General features: G+C 70.4%; 12 protein-coding genes and 1 pseudogene. 2 read left to right on the top strand and 11 right to left on the bottom strand.

The window, feature by feature from the left end; translation table 11 throughout:
- Positions 1-3: 3 nt before the first annotated feature.
- The 9 genes from ACIHCQ_RS01680 to ACIHCQ_RS01640 form a co-directional block, all read right to left on the bottom strand.
- The gene (locus ACIHCQ_RS01680; RefSeq protein ID WP_399656723.1) at positions 4-615 is read right to left on the bottom strand and encodes a hypothetical protein; all 612 of its coding nucleotides are present in this window, start codon (positions 613-615) and stop codon (positions 4-6) included.
- Positions 612-2,291 carry a class I adenylate-forming enzyme family protein gene (locus ACIHCQ_RS01675; RefSeq protein ID WP_399656721.1) on the bottom strand — a complete coding sequence of 560 codons (1,680 nt, stop codon included), beginning with the start codon at positions 2,289-2,291 and terminating at the stop codon, positions 612-614. Before ACIHCQ_RS01675 ends, ACIHCQ_RS01680 begins: the two co-directional genes overlap by 4 nt.
- The gene (locus ACIHCQ_RS01670; protein WP_399656719.1) at positions 2,278-3,177 is read right to left on the bottom strand and encodes a hypothetical protein; all 900 of its coding nucleotides are present in this window, start codon (positions 3,175-3,177) and stop codon (positions 2,278-2,280) included. Before ACIHCQ_RS01670 ends, ACIHCQ_RS01675 begins: the two co-directional genes overlap by 14 nt.
- Entirely contained in the window at positions 3,174-4,412 is a 1,239-nt protein-coding gene (locus ACIHCQ_RS01665) for a beta-ketoacyl-[acyl-carrier-protein] synthase family protein (RefSeq protein ID WP_399656717.1), read from the bottom strand. Before ACIHCQ_RS01665 ends, ACIHCQ_RS01670 begins: the two co-directional genes overlap by 4 nt.
- The gene (locus ACIHCQ_RS01660) at positions 4,402-4,734 is read right to left on the bottom strand and encodes an acyl carrier protein (protein ID WP_399656715.1); all 333 of its coding nucleotides are present in this window, start codon (positions 4,732-4,734) and stop codon (positions 4,402-4,404) included. The genes ACIHCQ_RS01665 and ACIHCQ_RS01660 overlap by 11 nt, the downstream gene beginning before the upstream one ends.
- A complete protein-coding gene (locus ACIHCQ_RS01655; RefSeq protein WP_399656713.1) occupies positions 4,731-5,009 on the bottom strand; it encodes an acyl carrier protein in 279 nt (92 codons plus the stop codon). Before ACIHCQ_RS01655 ends, ACIHCQ_RS01660 begins: the two co-directional genes overlap by 4 nt.
- A 62-nt stretch (positions 5,010-5,071) precedes the next feature.
- Positions 5,072-6,448: a class I adenylate-forming enzyme family protein gene (locus ACIHCQ_RS01650; RefSeq protein ID WP_399657552.1), complete on the bottom strand. Its 1,377-nt coding sequence runs from the start codon at positions 6,446-6,448 to the stop codon at positions 5,072-5,074.
- 83 nt (positions 6,449-6,531) lie between these two features.
- A complete protein-coding gene (locus ACIHCQ_RS01645) occupies positions 6,532-7,728 on the bottom strand; it encodes a 3-dehydroquinate synthase II family protein (protein WP_399656711.1) in 1,197 nt (398 codons plus the stop codon).
- On the bottom strand, positions 7,725-8,594 hold the full coding sequence (locus ACIHCQ_RS01640) for a 2-amino-3,7-dideoxy-D-threo-hept-6-ulosonate synthase (RefSeq protein ID WP_399656709.1): 870 nt from the start codon (positions 8,592-8,594) through the stop codon (positions 7,725-7,727). The genes ACIHCQ_RS01645 and ACIHCQ_RS01640 overlap by 4 nt, the downstream gene beginning before the upstream one ends.
- A gap of 539 nt (positions 8,595-9,133) precedes the next feature.
- Here ACIHCQ_RS01640 and ACIHCQ_RS01635 point away from each other — a divergent pair.
- Positions 9,134-10,486 carry an MFS transporter gene (locus ACIHCQ_RS01635; protein ID WP_399656707.1) on the top strand — a complete coding sequence of 451 codons (1,353 nt, stop codon included), beginning with the start codon at positions 9,134-9,136 and terminating at the stop codon, positions 10,484-10,486.
- A 111-nt stretch (positions 10,487-10,597) separates the two neighbouring features.
- Positions 10,598-10,945 (top strand): annotated as a pseudogene (locus tag ACIHCQ_RS01630) (IS200/IS605 family accessory protein TnpB-related protein); the annotation flags it as partial.
- 12 nt (positions 10,946-10,957) lie between these two features.
- On the opposite strand, the gene ACIHCQ_RS01625 reads toward ACIHCQ_RS01630, so the two are convergent.
- A complete protein-coding gene (locus ACIHCQ_RS01625) occupies positions 10,958-12,736 on the bottom strand; it encodes an ABC transporter permease subunit (protein WP_399656705.1) in 1,779 nt (592 codons plus the stop codon).
- A complete protein-coding gene (locus tag ACIHCQ_RS01620) occupies positions 12,737-14,266 on the bottom strand; it encodes an ABC transporter substrate-binding protein (protein WP_399656703.1) in 1,530 nt (509 codons plus the stop codon). It abuts the gene before it with no gap.
- Positions 14,267-14,397: the final 131 nt, after the last annotated feature.

Genomic DNA, 14,397 nt, shown 5'->3' with positions numbered 1-14,397 from the left:
GGCTCAGCTCTCCGTCTCGGGAGAGGAGGAGAGGGGAACGGCGGACTCGGCGTCGGCATGCGCGTCCGGCGTGCTGACCCGCATCAGCAGGCGGCACGCCTTGTCGCCGTGCGCCAGACAGCTCGTGGCGCGGTTCTCCGACAGGCTGACGCCGAGTCCCTCGGACCAGCCCGCGTGGATGTCGGTGCACGGGCAGACGTAGCCCTCCAGCGAGCCGGCCATCCGCAGCATGGTGATGGCGAAGTTCCGCCGCAGCGTGAGCACGATCAGGTCGTCGCCGATCACTTCGGTCGAGGCGTTGCGCAGTTCACGCGGGAACATCCGGTCACCGCACTCGTCGTACCGGAGTCGCAGCTCCTCCAGGTCCTTGCCGTTGTCACCGCTCTCGGGGAGCCCGCCGCTCCGGCGGGCGACACGCTGCCCGACCTGGAGGGCGACCTGGCGCAGCGCCTCGGCGTTGAGCTCGTTCGCGGCCTGCTGTCCGAACCGTTTGGCCACCCCTTGGTACCAGTGGGCGTCGTGCTGCCACCACAGCCGGTACGCCTCCACCGTCTGGGCGCGGTGGTTGACGCTGTCGCCGCTCGTGCCAGTGCCAGTGCCCGTGCCCGTGCTCATGCTTGCTCCTTTGCGGCCAACCGGTCGCGCATCACTCGTTTGAGGACCTTGCCCGTGGCGCCCTTGGCCACCTCGTCGGGCTTCATCCGCAGGGCCCGGGTCACCGGTGGAAGTCCGGCACCCGTCAGGGCCGCGTTGACCCGGTCGGTCCACGCCTCGTCGCTGTCACCGCTGTTGCCGCTGTCGTCGTGCGCGAGCTGGAGCAGCGCGTACGCCTGGGCTTCTCCGTCGCCGTCCCAGTCCGCCCGTACCCCCTCCGGGGCGACTCCGACGACCGTGCAGTCCGCCAACTCGGGCAGCTCCCGCAGCAGCAGCTCCTCGGTACGGGTGCTGAACAGGATCCCGTTCCGGGTCCGGATGGCGTCCGGCACCCGGTCGAGGTGGTAGAAGTTCCCCTCCTCGTCCTGGCGGGCGAGGTCCCCGGTGAGCCAGTAGCCACCCAGCCGCAGCCGGTGGAAGGTCAGCGAGTCGTTCCAGTACCCGGGGGTGAGTGTCGGCGACTTCAGCCCGAGGCGGCCGATCTCCCCGGGCGGCAGCGGCGTGCCGTCCTCGGCGAGCACGGCGGCCTCGGCGAAGCTGATCGGCTTGCCGATGCAGCGCGAGTACGCCGAGGTGTCCTTGGTGTGCCGGTTGTGGAAGACCGAGTAGCCGGCCTCCGACGAGCCGAACCCGTCCACGAAGACCGAACCCTCGACCCTGGCGCGGCGCAGATCCCTGCCGATCCGCTCGTGGCTGCCGTGCGGTACCAGGGCCCGGATGTGTGCCTCGTGCGCCGAGTCCCCGGTGTTGAACCACACCTGCACGCTGGACAGATCGCGAGCCGACAGATTCTCCGCGGCCATCTCGCCGAAGGTTGCGGCGAAGGCCAGCACCGTGCCCGGCCGGAACGCCTCGATGGCGTCCAGGACATCGGTGCCGCGTTGGCTGGAGAGCAGCTTGATGTTCGCGCGCAGCAGCAGGCAGTACAGCAGCGTCGCCACGGCGGCGTTGTGCGCGCCCGGCAGCCCCACCAGCGTGCGCTCCATGTCGGCCCCGGTGGAGTAGCGGAGCCGGTGCAGCTGCGCGTACATCAGCGTCTGGTGGGTGTGCGGCACGCCCTTGGGCATGCCGGTGGTGCCGGAGGAGTGCGAGATGAGCACCGGATCGGTGGGGTGATGCCGGTACGGGTACGAAGGCGGCAGCAGTTCGCGGTGGTGCGGCCGGATGTCGGCGGCGGTCACGCAGAAGCCGAGTCCGGACTCCGATTCCGACTCCGACAGTACGGAATGGTGCTCCCGGTCCGTGAAGGCGCCCACCGCGCCCTGTCCGCGTACGTACTCGCGGACGATCTCCGGGCGCAGATTGCCGTTGACGAACGACGGGATGGCGCCGAGGGCCGTCAGCGCCAGAAAGTTGACCGCGAACTCGGCGCCGGAATAGGTGTGTACGGCGACCGGGTCGCGGGGCTTGACGCCCTGGTTGGCGTACCAGCCGGCGTAGGTCTCGACCGCCTCGACCAACTGACCGAGTGTCAGCATGTCGGGGCGGCTGCCGTCCGGCGCCTGCCAGGTGCCGTCCGTCCACAGCACGGGCTCATCGAGAGGGCGGTCGTACTCCTTCAGACGGTGCAGGACATTGCCGGCGCCGAGCTCGGTGTCGGCACAGATCTGCCCCCGCTCCTGCCTACTGATGAGCATGGTTCTCCGTCTCGTTCCTCGTGTTCGTGGTGAGGGTGAACGCGGTGGAGCCGCGCCGCGCCGCCGGGTCCGTCACCAGGAGGTGGCTGCCGCCGTCCCGCAGCAGCCGCTGGTGGGCGGCGGCCAGGTCGAACATGCTCTGGATGCTTCCGGGATGCCCCGGCGTCCCGGTGCTGTCGGCGTTGTTCTCTTGGGTTGACCGGATCGACACCGGTGCCCCGGCGCCTGTCCGGCCGAGCAGCACCGCGACTGCCAGACCGGCGGACGGGGGCAGGGGCGAGGGCAGGGACGGGGTCGGGACCGGGCGGCCGGTTTCGGCGGCCAGTTCCCGGTACGCGGCGGCCACCCTCCCCTGCCCTTCGGCCGGGGGCGCCCCCATCCCGGTCAACTCCACGCCCAGCACCAGGACCCGGTCCAGCCCCGGGTCCTCCAGCAGCAGTTCCGCCATGGCCAGCAGTTCGGTCACCGGATCGTCGAGCGTGGAGAGGCTGAACATCTGCCCGGTGATCCCGAACTCCCGGCTCACATAGCCCAGTACGGAATTGGCGGTGGCCTGCATGAACAGCAGCGGGTTGTGGACCCGCCCGGAGACCATGCGCCTGCTGGCAAGGTCCGCGGTGGTGGTGTCACCCATCAGGCTGGCCAGCGCCACGGCGGTACGTGAGCCGTCCGAGCCGTCCGGGTCGTCCCCGGGCCGCTCGGTCAGGCACTGCCTGCTGACCTCGTACGCCAAAGGGCTGAAGGAGGACTCCACGAACCCGGACAGTCTCGGCAACGGTATGTCGCCGCTCCGCCCGGTGCCGTGGGTAGCGGTGGCGGTCGCGAGGATGTCGAGGGACGAGCGGAGTACCGTCTTCTCGGTTTTCACGGCCTTCTCGGTTTTCACGGCCGCTCCAGCACGAGTGCGGTGTTGGCGCCCCCGAAGGCGGCGTTGACGGTGAGGGCCCGGCGCAGGTCGGCCGAACGCGGCCGGTTCGGTACGTAGTCGAGGTCGCACTCCGGGTCCGGCCTGGTGAACCCGGCGGTCGGCGGCAGAACACCGTCCGTCAGGGCCAGCATCGTGATCACGAACTCCACCACGCCCGCCGCCTCCAGGAGATGGCCGGTGGTGCTCTTGGTGGAGCTGACCGGTATCGACTCGGCCCGCTCCGGGAAGGCGGCCCGCAGTCCGCGCGTCTCGGCCCCGTCGTTGTACTTGGTGCCGGTGCCGTGGGCGTTGACATAGCCGAGGGCGGCCCCGTCCGGATCTCCGGCGAGCCGCAGCGCCTGCCGCGCCGCGCTCGCCAGCCCGGCACCCTCCGGGTGCGGCTGGGCGATCTGGTAGGCGTCCGTAGCCGCGCCCCAGCCCACCACGGTCGCCAGTGGCCGGGCACCGCGGCGCCGGGCGTGCTCGGCGGACTCCAGCACGACGGCCGCCACCCCGTCGCCCAGCAGCAGTCCACTGCGGTCCGCGCTGAACGGGCGCACCATGCCGTCGCGGGACAGCGCCCGGCCGGAATCGAACTTGCCGAAGGTCTCCTCCTCCACCAGATATCCGCCCGCGCAGACCGCCACATCGATCCGGCCGGAGGAGATCAGCCGGCAGGCATGGATGATCGCGGCGGCGGAGGCGACACACGCGTTGGTGAAGGTGAGCTGCGGCCCGGTCAGCTTGAGCCGCCCGGCCAGCAGCTCGGTAAGCCGCGCGGGCACGGCGTCGGCGGCCCGCCCCACCGTGGCGCCGTCCTCGCCGTCCTCGCCGCCCTCCCCGTTCTCGCTGTTCTCGCCGGGTTCACCCGGGCTGAGCGGGGAGCCGACGGCGGTTCGCCAGTAGCGGGTAATGCTGGTGTTGTCACCGGCGATGCCGAGCAGTACCGCCGCTTCCGTGCCCGGGCGGAGGCCGGCCATGTCGACGGCTTCCGCCCCGCACTGGGCGAGTGCGTGGCGCAGCGCCCAGTCCTCGACCGCGGCGGGCCCGTCCGGGGCGGCGGCTGCCATCGTCGTACGGTACGGACCGGTGTCGAACCTCGTGGTCGCCGTGAACGCGGGAATCCCCGCGAAGACCCCGCGCCGCAGGCACTCGGCGCCCTGGCCGAACGCGGTGCGTACACCGAATCCGGTCACTGTCACCTCACCGCTCATCGCCGCAGCCACCTTCCGCGCCTTCGGCCCCCTCCGTCTGGGCGGCGCGCAGATACGTGGTGAGCCGCCGGAGGGAGGTCAGCTCGGCGATGTCGGCGTCGGTGGGCTCGACGATCAGGCCGTGGCGCTCCTCCACCACGTGCAGCAGCCACACCAACCCGAGGGAGTCCAGTATCAGTTCGGAGTCCTCGCCGAGGTCGGCGGGCACCCCCGGGAAGATCTTGCGGTCCGACAGCAGATCCCGGACGGTGTCGGTGGTGATGGGCGACAGCGCGGGATCCCCGTGGCTTGTTGTGGCTCCCGCTGTGGCTGCCTCGCTCATACCTTCGCACCGCGCCGGACGATCTCGGCGACGAGTCCGCCGAGGGTCAGGGAGGCCAGGGGCTCGATGTCGGTGTCCGGGATCTCCACGCCGAACTGTGTCTCCAGCCGCAGGGTGAGTTCGATCAGGCTCAGTGAGTCCAGCTCCAGCCCGCTGACGGTCACCAGGCTCTCGTCCGTAATACCGTCGCGGCTCATCAGGATGTTCATCTCGTCGATGACCGTGTTCAGTACGAACTCGCGAATCTCGTCTTCCAGGGATATTGACGTGCTCATGATTGGTGCCTCCGGTGAAAGAGTCGGGTGAACAGTGGCGAACAGTGGCGAACAGCGTGTGTCTAACGAATCTCCGAGGCGGCGTGCAGCGTCGACGCCTGACGCACCAGCTTCCCGTTGGCCGTACGGGGCAGGGACTCCAGCAACCGGATCACCCGCGGCAGCTTGTAGTCGGCCAGCCGCTCCCGGCACCAGCGCAGCAGTTCCTCCGCGGTCGGCTGCTCGTCCCCGGCGGCCACCGCGACATACGCCTCGGTCGTGCCGTCGTGGACCAGGACCGCCTGCTCGACGGCCGGGTGCTCGCGCAGCACGTTCTCGACCTCGGTGAGATCCACCTTGAGGCCGCCGATCACGACGAGCGAGTCGGCGCGGCCGTGCACGTGGACCACCCCGGTACCGTCCACCGTGGCCCGGTCCCGGGTGTGCAGCCAGCCGTCCGCGTACTGCGTGCCGCCCGAGTCGAAGAGATACGGCGACTCGTCCAGCGCGACATCCAGTTCGCCCTTGTGCTCCCGTACCACCACACCCGGTGCGGTCCGGCCGACCGAGGGCCGCAGCGCGCCGCTGACGTCCATGGCGGTCACGCCGGTCTCGGTGGTCCCGTACGACTCGCCGACCGGTACGCCGTACCGTTCGGCGAACCGCGTCGCGACCTTCGGGGGCATCAGCTCGCCGCCCGACACCGCGACCCGCAGCTCGGGCAGTTCGGGGGGACTTATGGCGGCGGCGAGCAGTTCGTAGTGCATCGGCACCGCGAACAGGGCGGTGATCCGGTGGTCCACCGCGGTCCGCAGGATGTCGCGGGCCGATACCCGGGGCGTGAAGACCACGGAGACGCCGGCCGCCAGCGAGTGCAGCAGCCCGCCGATCAGACCGAAGCTGTGCGCTGTCGAACTGAGCAGCAGCAGCCGGTCGCCCTCGCCCGGCATGCCGGGGATCCGGGTGAACCTCTCCACCTCGACGGCGAGCGACCGGGCGGTCCTGCCGATCACCTTCGGCCGCCCGGTGGAGCCCGAGCTGAACTGGACCATCCGGTGTCCGGTGGTGGCGGGCCGCCCGTCTCCGCGGCGCTCGGTGACGACCTCGTACTCGGGGCGGAAGCCGAACGCCGCCCGGACGTTGGAACCGGCCCGGACCATGAACTGCGGCCGGCAGGAGGCGCACAGCGTGTCCACCTCGGCCGGCTTGAGCCGGAAGTCGAAGAGCATCACCTGGGCGCCGAGCCGCCACAGCGCGAGCAGCACCTCGACCTGGGTGAAGCTGGGCGGTGTCCGCAGGCCCACGGTGCTGCCCGGGCCGATGCCGTATCCGGCGAACGCCTTGGCCTGCCTGGCCTCCCGGTCGCGTAAGTCGCCTCTGGTGACCGTCTCCTGGCGGTAGGTCAGGTACGGCAGACCGTCGTCCTGCCTGTCGAACAGCCGCTGGAGCAGAGCGCCCATCCCGCCGTCCTCGGGACCGCCTGCCGGGCCGTCGGCCAAGCCGTCTCCCAGGCCGTCTCCCTGGCCGTCCATCAGGCCGCCCATCACGTCTCCTTGCAGAACTCGCCGATCGGCAGGCCGACATGGCGCTTGTCCTGGGCCAGATAGCCGAGCAGCTCGTCTCCCGTCCGCAGTTCGGTGACGTTGAGGACCTTCCCGCCCGGGCCGAGCACCCGTACATGCCAGTCGTCCTGCACGGTCAGGCTGACAAGCCGCCCGTCCTCGGCGTGGGCGCGGATCTCCAGCAGCGGCCGGGACTCCAGTTTCGCGCGGCCGACCACGACCCGCCGGGTGCGGCCGTCCGCGCCGACCGCCAGCAGGGCGCTGCCGGAGCCCACCTCGCTGAGGTAGCTGGTGCGGTTGTCGGGTCCGAGCGTGTACGAGTGCAGGGCACCGGCATTGACCCGGAACGGCCGGGTCGGCATGTACGGCAGCGGGTGGGTCTCGCTGCAGCAGAGCACGAAACCGGAGGAGTACGAGCCGACGAGGATGCCCTCGTCCTCCTCGAAGTGGGTGCAGGTGTCCACACAGACGCGGTCGCCGAGCCCGACGTGCGCGATGCTCTCCACGGTCAGCGTGGACAGTGTCAGCTGGGGTGTGGTGGCCTGCAGCAGCCGCGCCAGCGCGAATACGTCGTCGGCGCTGCGGGGCGCGTACAGGATGCCGTCCGATCCGCGCTCCAGCACGTCGAAGACGATGGCCGCCTCTTCCAGGTCGGCGACGACGGTCACCAGCTTGCCGGCGGCGGACTCGGCCGCGGCGAGCACGATCTCCAGTGGGATCTTGGTCGGGTCGGCGAAGTGGATGACGGTGTACGGCAGCACCATGGCGCCCGTGCACGACAGCCGCAGGGTGCGGTCGTCGCGTACGTCGATGAAGCCGGCGGTGGGCGTGGAACCGGCGGCACGGTTCTCCGCGGCGAGGGCGTCCAGCTCGTCCTGGGTAGTGAACTTCCGCAGCAGGACGTCGATTCCGGTTTCGGCGGGGGCCTTGGCTCCGGCCGCGAACCTGGCCTCCTTCGCCTCCTTCCCCTCCTTGTCGCCCTTGTCGCCGGACTTCTTCGCGGTGGCCGGTGCCGGATCGCCGGGGATCAGCATCCGGGTGATGGTCGGCGGTAGCGTCCCGAGCAGCTCGGCGTCGGTGGCCACCACCCCGGCCATCCGGGAGTGGATGGCCGCGTCCACCACTGCCTGGAGCTGCGGTCGGGGGACTTCACGGAGATCGATCCATGCGAATCTCATGCGACACCTGCCACGATCGTCGGGTATTGAGCCATGTCATCGGTTGTTCCGCCGGGATGTGTCACCGGCTCCGTGCCGCTGTCTCCGCCATTGCCGTCGCCGTCGCCGCCGCTGCCGTGTACGACAGCGGAGAGCCGGGACACCAGCGAGGCGGGTGAGCGTGCCGAGAAGATCCGGCGGCCTACGGCCAGCCCCTGGCAGCCGGAGGCCATCACGGACCTGCCGTACTCGATGAGGTCGGAGCCGTCCGGCGGGCCTCCGGCCGCCAGTACGGGGATGGGGCTGTTGGCCACCACCTCGGCCATCCGGGCGAGGGGCAGGGCGACGGAGGTCTTCACCAGGTCGGCGCCCAGGTCTGCCGCGACATTGACCAGATGCGCGAGGAGGGCCGGATCGTGCGGGTTCTCGATTCGGGGGCCCCGCGGGTAGATCATCGCGATCAGCGGCACGCCCCACATGTCGCAGGAGCGGGCCACCGTCCCCAGGTCGGCGAGCTGCTGCCCCTCGGTGTCCGAGCCGATGTTCACATGGACGCTGACCGCGTCCGCACCGAGCCGCAGCGCCTCCTCGACGTCGCCCACCAGTACCTTGGCGTTGACGTCGGCGGCGCACGCGGTACTGGCGCTCAGATGCACCACCAGCGCGCAGTTCCCCAAAATGTCCGGCGCGATGGAGCGGGCCCGCCCCTTGTGGACGATGATCCCGTCGGCCCCGCCGGCCACCAGCGCCCGCAGCAGGTCGTCCCACTGGGCGGCGGGGACGACTGGGCCGTCCGACACGCTGTGGTCGAGAGGGACGAACAGGTACTTTTTGTCACCCGTCAACGACAGTCTTCGTAATCGGAATTCCTTGCCACTTCTCAACACGGGTGATGTGCCTTCCAAGCCCAGTGGCCGCACGGTTTCCGGAATAGCCGTACCGTGGCATCCATTTGCGGCCCGATATTCGGGAAAAGGAGAGTGCTAAAAGATTCAACCTATGCCAGCATCAGCATTCCCTCTGTGATCGTCCGTTGGCAAGTGGTGACGGTGGTAAATTTCTATACGTTACTCTGCATATTTATTGGTTGGAGTGGGCAGATTTGCGGCTTTGGGTGACGAGAATCGCGGGGGTTCATACGGCCCGTAGCTGAGTAGTAGCGTTTAGTGTGATCTATGGCCATTCCTTCGGATTCGGTCATGCTCGTAGCCGCATTGCACGCTTTATAGCTTTTGTGAGATATGGGGCGGGCGCTTACGATCTCTGGCCCCAGTGGTCTCCTTTGGTGTGAAATGGATGAGTCCCCTTCCTTGTCGGCGTTGAATTTCCGGGATTAAGGTGACGGGCGCGCTCCGGCTCCTATTTCATGCGAGGTAACCACCTGGACCCCGACATCCGGATCCAGGCACACCGGAAATGAGCCCCCATGCCCGATTCACCGTCCGAGATCGCTCCCGAGGCCGTGGGTGCCAGACCTGTCGCGTCACCACCGCTGGAAGCGAAGAGCAAGGTGTCGCGGGTCGCCGTCGCGAGTCTGATCGGCACCACGATCGAGTACTACGACTTCGCCGTGTACGGCACCGCCGCCGCGCTCGTCCTCGGTCCCGCCTTCTTCCCCTCCGGCAATGCCACCGCCTCCTCCCTGGCCGCGTTCCTCACCTTCGCCGCGGCCTTCCTGGCCCGCCCCCTCGGCGTCGTACTGTTCGGGACGATCGGTGATCGGCTGGGCCGCCGACCGGCCCTGGTCTCCTCGCTCTTACTGATGGGCGTGGCAACGGTCGGCGTCGGACTGCTGCCGACATACGAGACCGCCGGAGTCCTCGCTCCCATCCTGCTGGTGACGCTCCGTCTGCTGCAGGGCCTGAGCCTGGGGGGTGAGTGGGGCGGGGCGGTGCTGCTCGCCGTTGAGCACGCGCCGCCCGGACGCCGCGCGCTGTACGCGTCCATCCCGCAGGCCGGCCCCTCGCTCGGCTTCCTGCTCTCCAGCGCCGTCATCCTGCCCACCCTCGCCATCGCGGGCCGGGACGGCTTCACGAACGGCGCCTGGCGGATTCCGTTCGTGCTGAGCACCGTGCTCGTCGTGGTCGGCCTGTGGGTGCGTACGACAATCTCCGAGTCACCCGTGTTCAGCTCCGAAAACCGCCGTACGACACAGGCGCAGGCGTCCCGGTTTCCGCTCGGTACGCTCCTGAAAACGCACCCCCGCCGACTGCTCCTGGGTACGGGCGCGGCCATCGGCGGCTCGGCCGTCTACTACCTGACGATCGTCTACAGCCTGTCGTACGGGCCGAAGTCGCTCGACATTCCCCAGAACACCATGCTGACCGCCGCGAGCATTGGCGCGGCGGCAGGAATCGCCATCACCATCCCGGTCGCCAGGCTGGCCGACCGGATCGGTCGCCGCCCGGTGATGCTGACCGGAGCCGTCGGCTGTGTCCTGTGGGCCGTGCCCATGTACGCCTCCCTGAGCTCGCGCAACGGCCTGGTGATCACGGGTGCCTACACGGTCGGACTCCTGCTGCTCGCGCTGATGTTCTCCCCCGTGGCGGCCTTCCTGCCCGAGCTGTTCCCCGCCCACCTGCGCTACACCGGTGCCTCCGCGGCCTTCATCCTGGCCAACACCCTCGGCGGCGGCTTCGCCCCGCTCATCGCGACCTGGCTGAACAGCCAGTGGGAATCACCGCTCGTGCTCGGCTTCTACACCGGCGGACTCTGCCTGCTGAGTCTTCTGTGCCTGCTGGCCCTGCCGGAGACCCGCGACTGCGAGTTCGACACCTGACGGTTCATCGGGGTGCCCCTATCTCCTCCCGACCGGGTTCTGTTCGGCGCGGTGGGCGGGGAGCGCCACCAAGGCGACGCATGGGCAGTGGGCGCCGGCCCGGCGCGGCCAGGCGGCCTCAGGGCCCGGCTGGTCTCGATGGCCGCCGAACAAGACATCGCAGTCGTCGCGGTCGACCCCGCCTGCACCAGCCGCTGGGGCGCCCAGCACTGGCAAAAACCCCTCACCACCCCCACCAGGAAGACCACTCGACACGACGCGGCAGCCGTGGCGATCGCACGGCGCGCCTTTGGGCACCCGATCAGGCGACGGACGACACCGCCCCGTAACGACCAGAGCGATCGTTACGGGCATCGGACCGTCCCGGCCCGACCGGGCGCCCCGGGGCGTGAGGAAACCCGCCCCCACATTCCCGGACCACGCACCAGAAGCGTGCCGCCCGGCAGTCCTGGCAACAGGACCCACTCCCGCTCAGTCTCCAGGAACGGTTCTTCCTTCACTTCGTACGATCGTGGCGGCCGTGACCGCGAGCACGGCCAGCACCACGAGCGCGGCGGCGGGCCCCAGCACGGTCCAGGGCGCCAGCTCGGCGTAGGGCTGGTTCTCCGACAGCAGCCGCCCCCACTCCGGCGAGGGCGGTCGCTCCCCCAGGCCCAGGAAGCCGAGCGAGGCCAGTACCAGGACGGCGGTGGGCAGCCGCAGCAGGGCGTTGCGCAGCAGCGGCGGCACCAGCGCGGGCAGCAGATGGCGGCGCAGCAGATGCCACCGCCCGGCGCCCAGCGCGACCGCCGCCGCGATATGGCCGCTCGCCCGCTCCTGTTGGAGGAGCGCCGAGGTCTGGGCGGCGTACGGGCTCCAGCCGACCACGCACACCGCGAGCGCGGCGCCGAGGACGGAGGGCCCGATGAGGCCGGTGACCAGCAGCCCGGCCAGCACGGCGGGCAGCGTCGCCACCACGTCCGTCAGCCCCGCGCTCGCCTGCGGCACCATGCCGAGCAGCACGCCGAGGACCACACTGACCGCGGTCACGGCCAACGCGACGGCCGCCGTGCGCAGGGCGCCGTGGCCCAGCCGGGCCAGCAGATCGCGGCCCAGCGAGTCCGTCCCCAGTGGGTGCTCCAGGGACGGCGGAAGCAGCCGCGCCGCCGTGTCCACGTGCAGGGGATCACGCAGCAGCCCCGCCGTGACCAGCGCCAGCAGTACGAGGGCGCAGGCCCCGGCGACGTACCGCGTCGACCCCGGTACGGGCAGCGGCGGGCGGTGCAGCGTGGGCAGCGCGCCCTCGCGCAGGGCGGGGCCGAGCAGCCGGTGCCGCGCGGCCCGTAGCCCGAGCCCGGCGGCCGTTCCCAGCAGGATCAGCGTCAGCGTCCCGGCCTGCAGCAGCGGCAGATCCTGGGCGATGGCGGCGTCCAGGACCAGCCGGCCGACTCCGGGGATGTTGAAGATCTTCTCCACCGCGACGGCCCCGCCGACGAGCGCGACGACCGTGGGCAGAAGCTGCGGCAGCACCCCGGGCAGGGTACGGCGCAGAGCGTGCCGGGCCGCATGGCCCGGCGGGAAGCCGACGGCGTACCAGGTGCGCGCCCAGGGCTCGTTGAACGCGGCGGGCAGCGACTGGTCGAGCAGCCCGCCGATCATCGCGCCCGACGGCACCCCGAGCGCCAGCGCGGGCAGCACCATCGACGCGGGCCCCTCCCAGCCGCTCGACGGGAACCAGCCCAGCCAGACCCCGAACACCGTGGCCAGCACGGAGGCCAGCAGGAACTTCGGCAGCGCCGCGAGCACGGCGGCCCCGGTGCCCGCCCGGCCGTGCCGCAGCCGCCGCCGGGAACCCAGGAAGACCGTGCGGGCGGCGACCGGAGCGGCGACCACGACGGTGACCAGCAGCGCACCGAGCACCAGCGTGAGTGAGACCCCGAGCGCGGCCATCAGCTCCGGCAGCACCGGCTCGCCGGACACCCAGGAGGTTCCGGCGTCCCCGTGCGCCAGCCCGCCCAGCCATTGCCCGAGGAGCGCGAACGGGCCATCAGTCAGGCCGAGTTGATCCCGTACGGCGGCGAGCGCCTCCGGCGTCGGGTCCTGCTCGGCCGAGCGGGTGCGCAGCACGGTCAGCGCGGGGTCGGTGCGCGAGAGCCAGGGCAGCAGCGCGACCGTGACCAGCAGCGCGGCACCCGCGAGGACACGCCCGGCCCCGGCCCGCCACGCGAACGCGAAGCGGCGGACCGGGGCCGGGACAGTCGTGTCGCTCATCTAACTCAGGTGCGTGTCGGCGTTGATCAGGGAGCGCTCGCGCGGGTCGAGCAGCACACCCTCGACATCGGCGGTGATGCCCTGTACGACCCTCTCGTGCACCAGTGGCAGCACGGCGTCGGTGCGCAGGATCTCCGCCTCGGCCGCCATGATTTTCTGCCGCCGCTTCTCGGTGTCGCCCTCTTCGGCAGCCGCCGCGATCGCCCTGTCCACCGCGGAGTCCTTGAGCCCGGCGATGTTGTAGACGCCCTTGCTCGTGTAGTCGCTGGCGAGGTACGACACCGCGTCCCCGGTGTCCAGGAGCGTCACCCGCGAGAAGACCAGCGCGTCGTACTTCCCGGCGAGCAGGTCCGCCTCCATCTGCGTGTACTCGCGGATGTCCTGCTTCACCGTGAACCCGGCCTTCTCCAGCTGCTGCTGGAGTACGGTCGCGGCCTCGGGCAGCTCGCTGCGGTTGGTGTAGGTGGCCAGCCGGAGAGACTTGCCCTTGGTCTTGGACTTCACCTGCGAAGTGCTCGCGGCCTTCGCGCGACCGGCCACCTCGGCCCGGGCGTCCGCTGCCCAGGAGACACCCGGGCCGAACAGGCCCTTGGGCGCGTCGGCGTACCCGCCGAACACGGAGTCGACGAGCACCGAGCCGTCAACGGACTCACGGGCGGCGGCGCGCAGGGCGGCATCGGTGAAGATGCCGCCGCCGGTGTTCAGGATCAGGCTGTCGGTGCGCACGGACGGCACCTCGTGGCGGGTGTTCTTGTCGAGCAGCTTCGCCTGCGAGGTGGGGATCCACTCGGCGATGTCGACATCGCCGCCGCGCAGCGCGTTGGCACGGGCGGTTCCGTCGGCGATCCACGTCACATCGATACCGGCGGCCTTCGCCTTTCCGCCCCAGTAGCCGTCGAAGCGGTTGAGGGCGGCCTTGGACTTGCCGGTCAGCTTGGTGATCGCGAAGGCTCCGGTGCCGGTGCCGACAGGGCTGACGGTGCCGTCCTTCGCGTACGCCTTGGCGGAGAGGATGCCGAGCGCCGGGCTGGCCAGCCGCAGGGGGAGCACGGGGTCCGCCGTGCTGGTGGTGATCCGGACCGTGTCGGCGTCATCGGCCTTGGCGGTCAGCGTGACATCGCTGAGCACCCGCGGCTTGGTCCCGGCCTTGTTCGCGTGGTCGAGAGCGTTGACCACGGACGTGGCGGTGACCTCGGTGCCGTCCTGGAAGGACGCCTTGCGCAGCTCGAAGGTCCATGTGGTGTCGTCGACCTGCTTCCAGGTCTTCGCGAGCGCTGCCTGCGCGGTGCCGTCCGCGCCGAGCGTGGTCAGCCCCTCCGCGACGGACAGCTTGCTGAGCACGGTGGCGTCATTGCTGTACGGGGAGAGGGCCTGGACGGGCGGGACGGCGAGGGCGACCCGCAGGCGCTTCGCGCCGCCCGAGGCCGAACCGGAGCCGCGGTCGCCGCCGCCGTCGCTCGCCGCGAAACAGCCGGCAAGGAGGGGCGGGAGCGCGAGTGCCGCGATCAGGCCGCGGGTGGTGGTGCGCATAGTGAGAGGTGTCCTGTCGTACGGGTATAAAAATGCTTCCGCTGTGCTTCCGCGTCAGCATATAAGGCAAGCCTTACCAAACCCGTACCGGGGCGTGTGAAGTCTCAACCAATGGGCTCGGAGCGGTAACT

Origin of the sequence: Streptomyces sp. NPDC052236 (genome assembly GCF_044548015.1) — a bacterium.
Lineage (GTDB): Bacteria > Actinomycetota > Actinomycetes > Streptomycetales > Streptomycetaceae > Streptomyces.
Note: the sequence above shows the minus strand (reverse complement) of the source record. Positions and strands in the feature narration are given on the sequence as shown.

What these genes read in the sequence shown, in the direction of transcription:
- ACIHCQ_RS01675 (WP_399656721.1), bottom strand. Translation starts at nt 2,291, where the DNA reads ATGCTCATCAGTAGGCAGGAGCGGGGGCAGATCTGTGCCGACACCGAG.
- ACIHCQ_RS01650 (WP_399657552.1), bottom strand. Translation starts at nt 6,448, where the DNA reads ATGGGCGCTCTGCTCCAGCGGCTGTTCGACAGGCAGGACGACGGTCTG.
- ACIHCQ_RS01665 (WP_399656717.1), bottom strand. Translation starts at nt 4,412, where the DNA reads ATGAGCGGTGAGGTGACAGTGACCGGATTCGGTGTACGCACCGCGTTC.
- ACIHCQ_RS01645 (WP_399656711.1), bottom strand. Translation starts at nt 7,728, where the DNA reads ATGAGATTCGCATGGATCGATCTCCGTGAAGTCCCCCGACCGCAGCTC.
- ACIHCQ_RS01625 (WP_399656705.1), bottom strand. Translation starts at nt 12,736, where the DNA reads ATGAGCGACACGACTGTCCCGGCCCCGGTCCGCCGCTTCGCGTTCGCG.
- ACIHCQ_RS01660 (WP_399656715.1), bottom strand. Translation starts at nt 4,734, where the DNA reads ATGAGCGAGGCAGCCACAGCGGGAGCCACAACAAGCCACGGGGATCCC.
- ACIHCQ_RS01680 (WP_399656723.1), bottom strand. Translation starts at nt 615, where the DNA reads ATGAGCACGGGCACGGGCACTGGCACTGGCACGAGCGGCGACAGCGTC.
- ACIHCQ_RS01620 (WP_399656703.1), bottom strand. Translation starts at nt 14,266, where the DNA reads ATGCGCACCACCACCCGCGGCCTGATCGCGGCACTCGCGCTCCCGCCC.
- ACIHCQ_RS01635 (WP_399656707.1), top strand. Translation starts at nt 9,134, where the DNA reads ATGCCCGATTCACCGTCCGAGATCGCTCCCGAGGCCGTGGGTGCCAGA.
- ACIHCQ_RS01655 (WP_399656713.1), bottom strand. Translation starts at nt 5,009, where the DNA reads ATGAGCACGTCAATATCCCTGGAAGACGAGATTCGCGAGTTCGTACTG.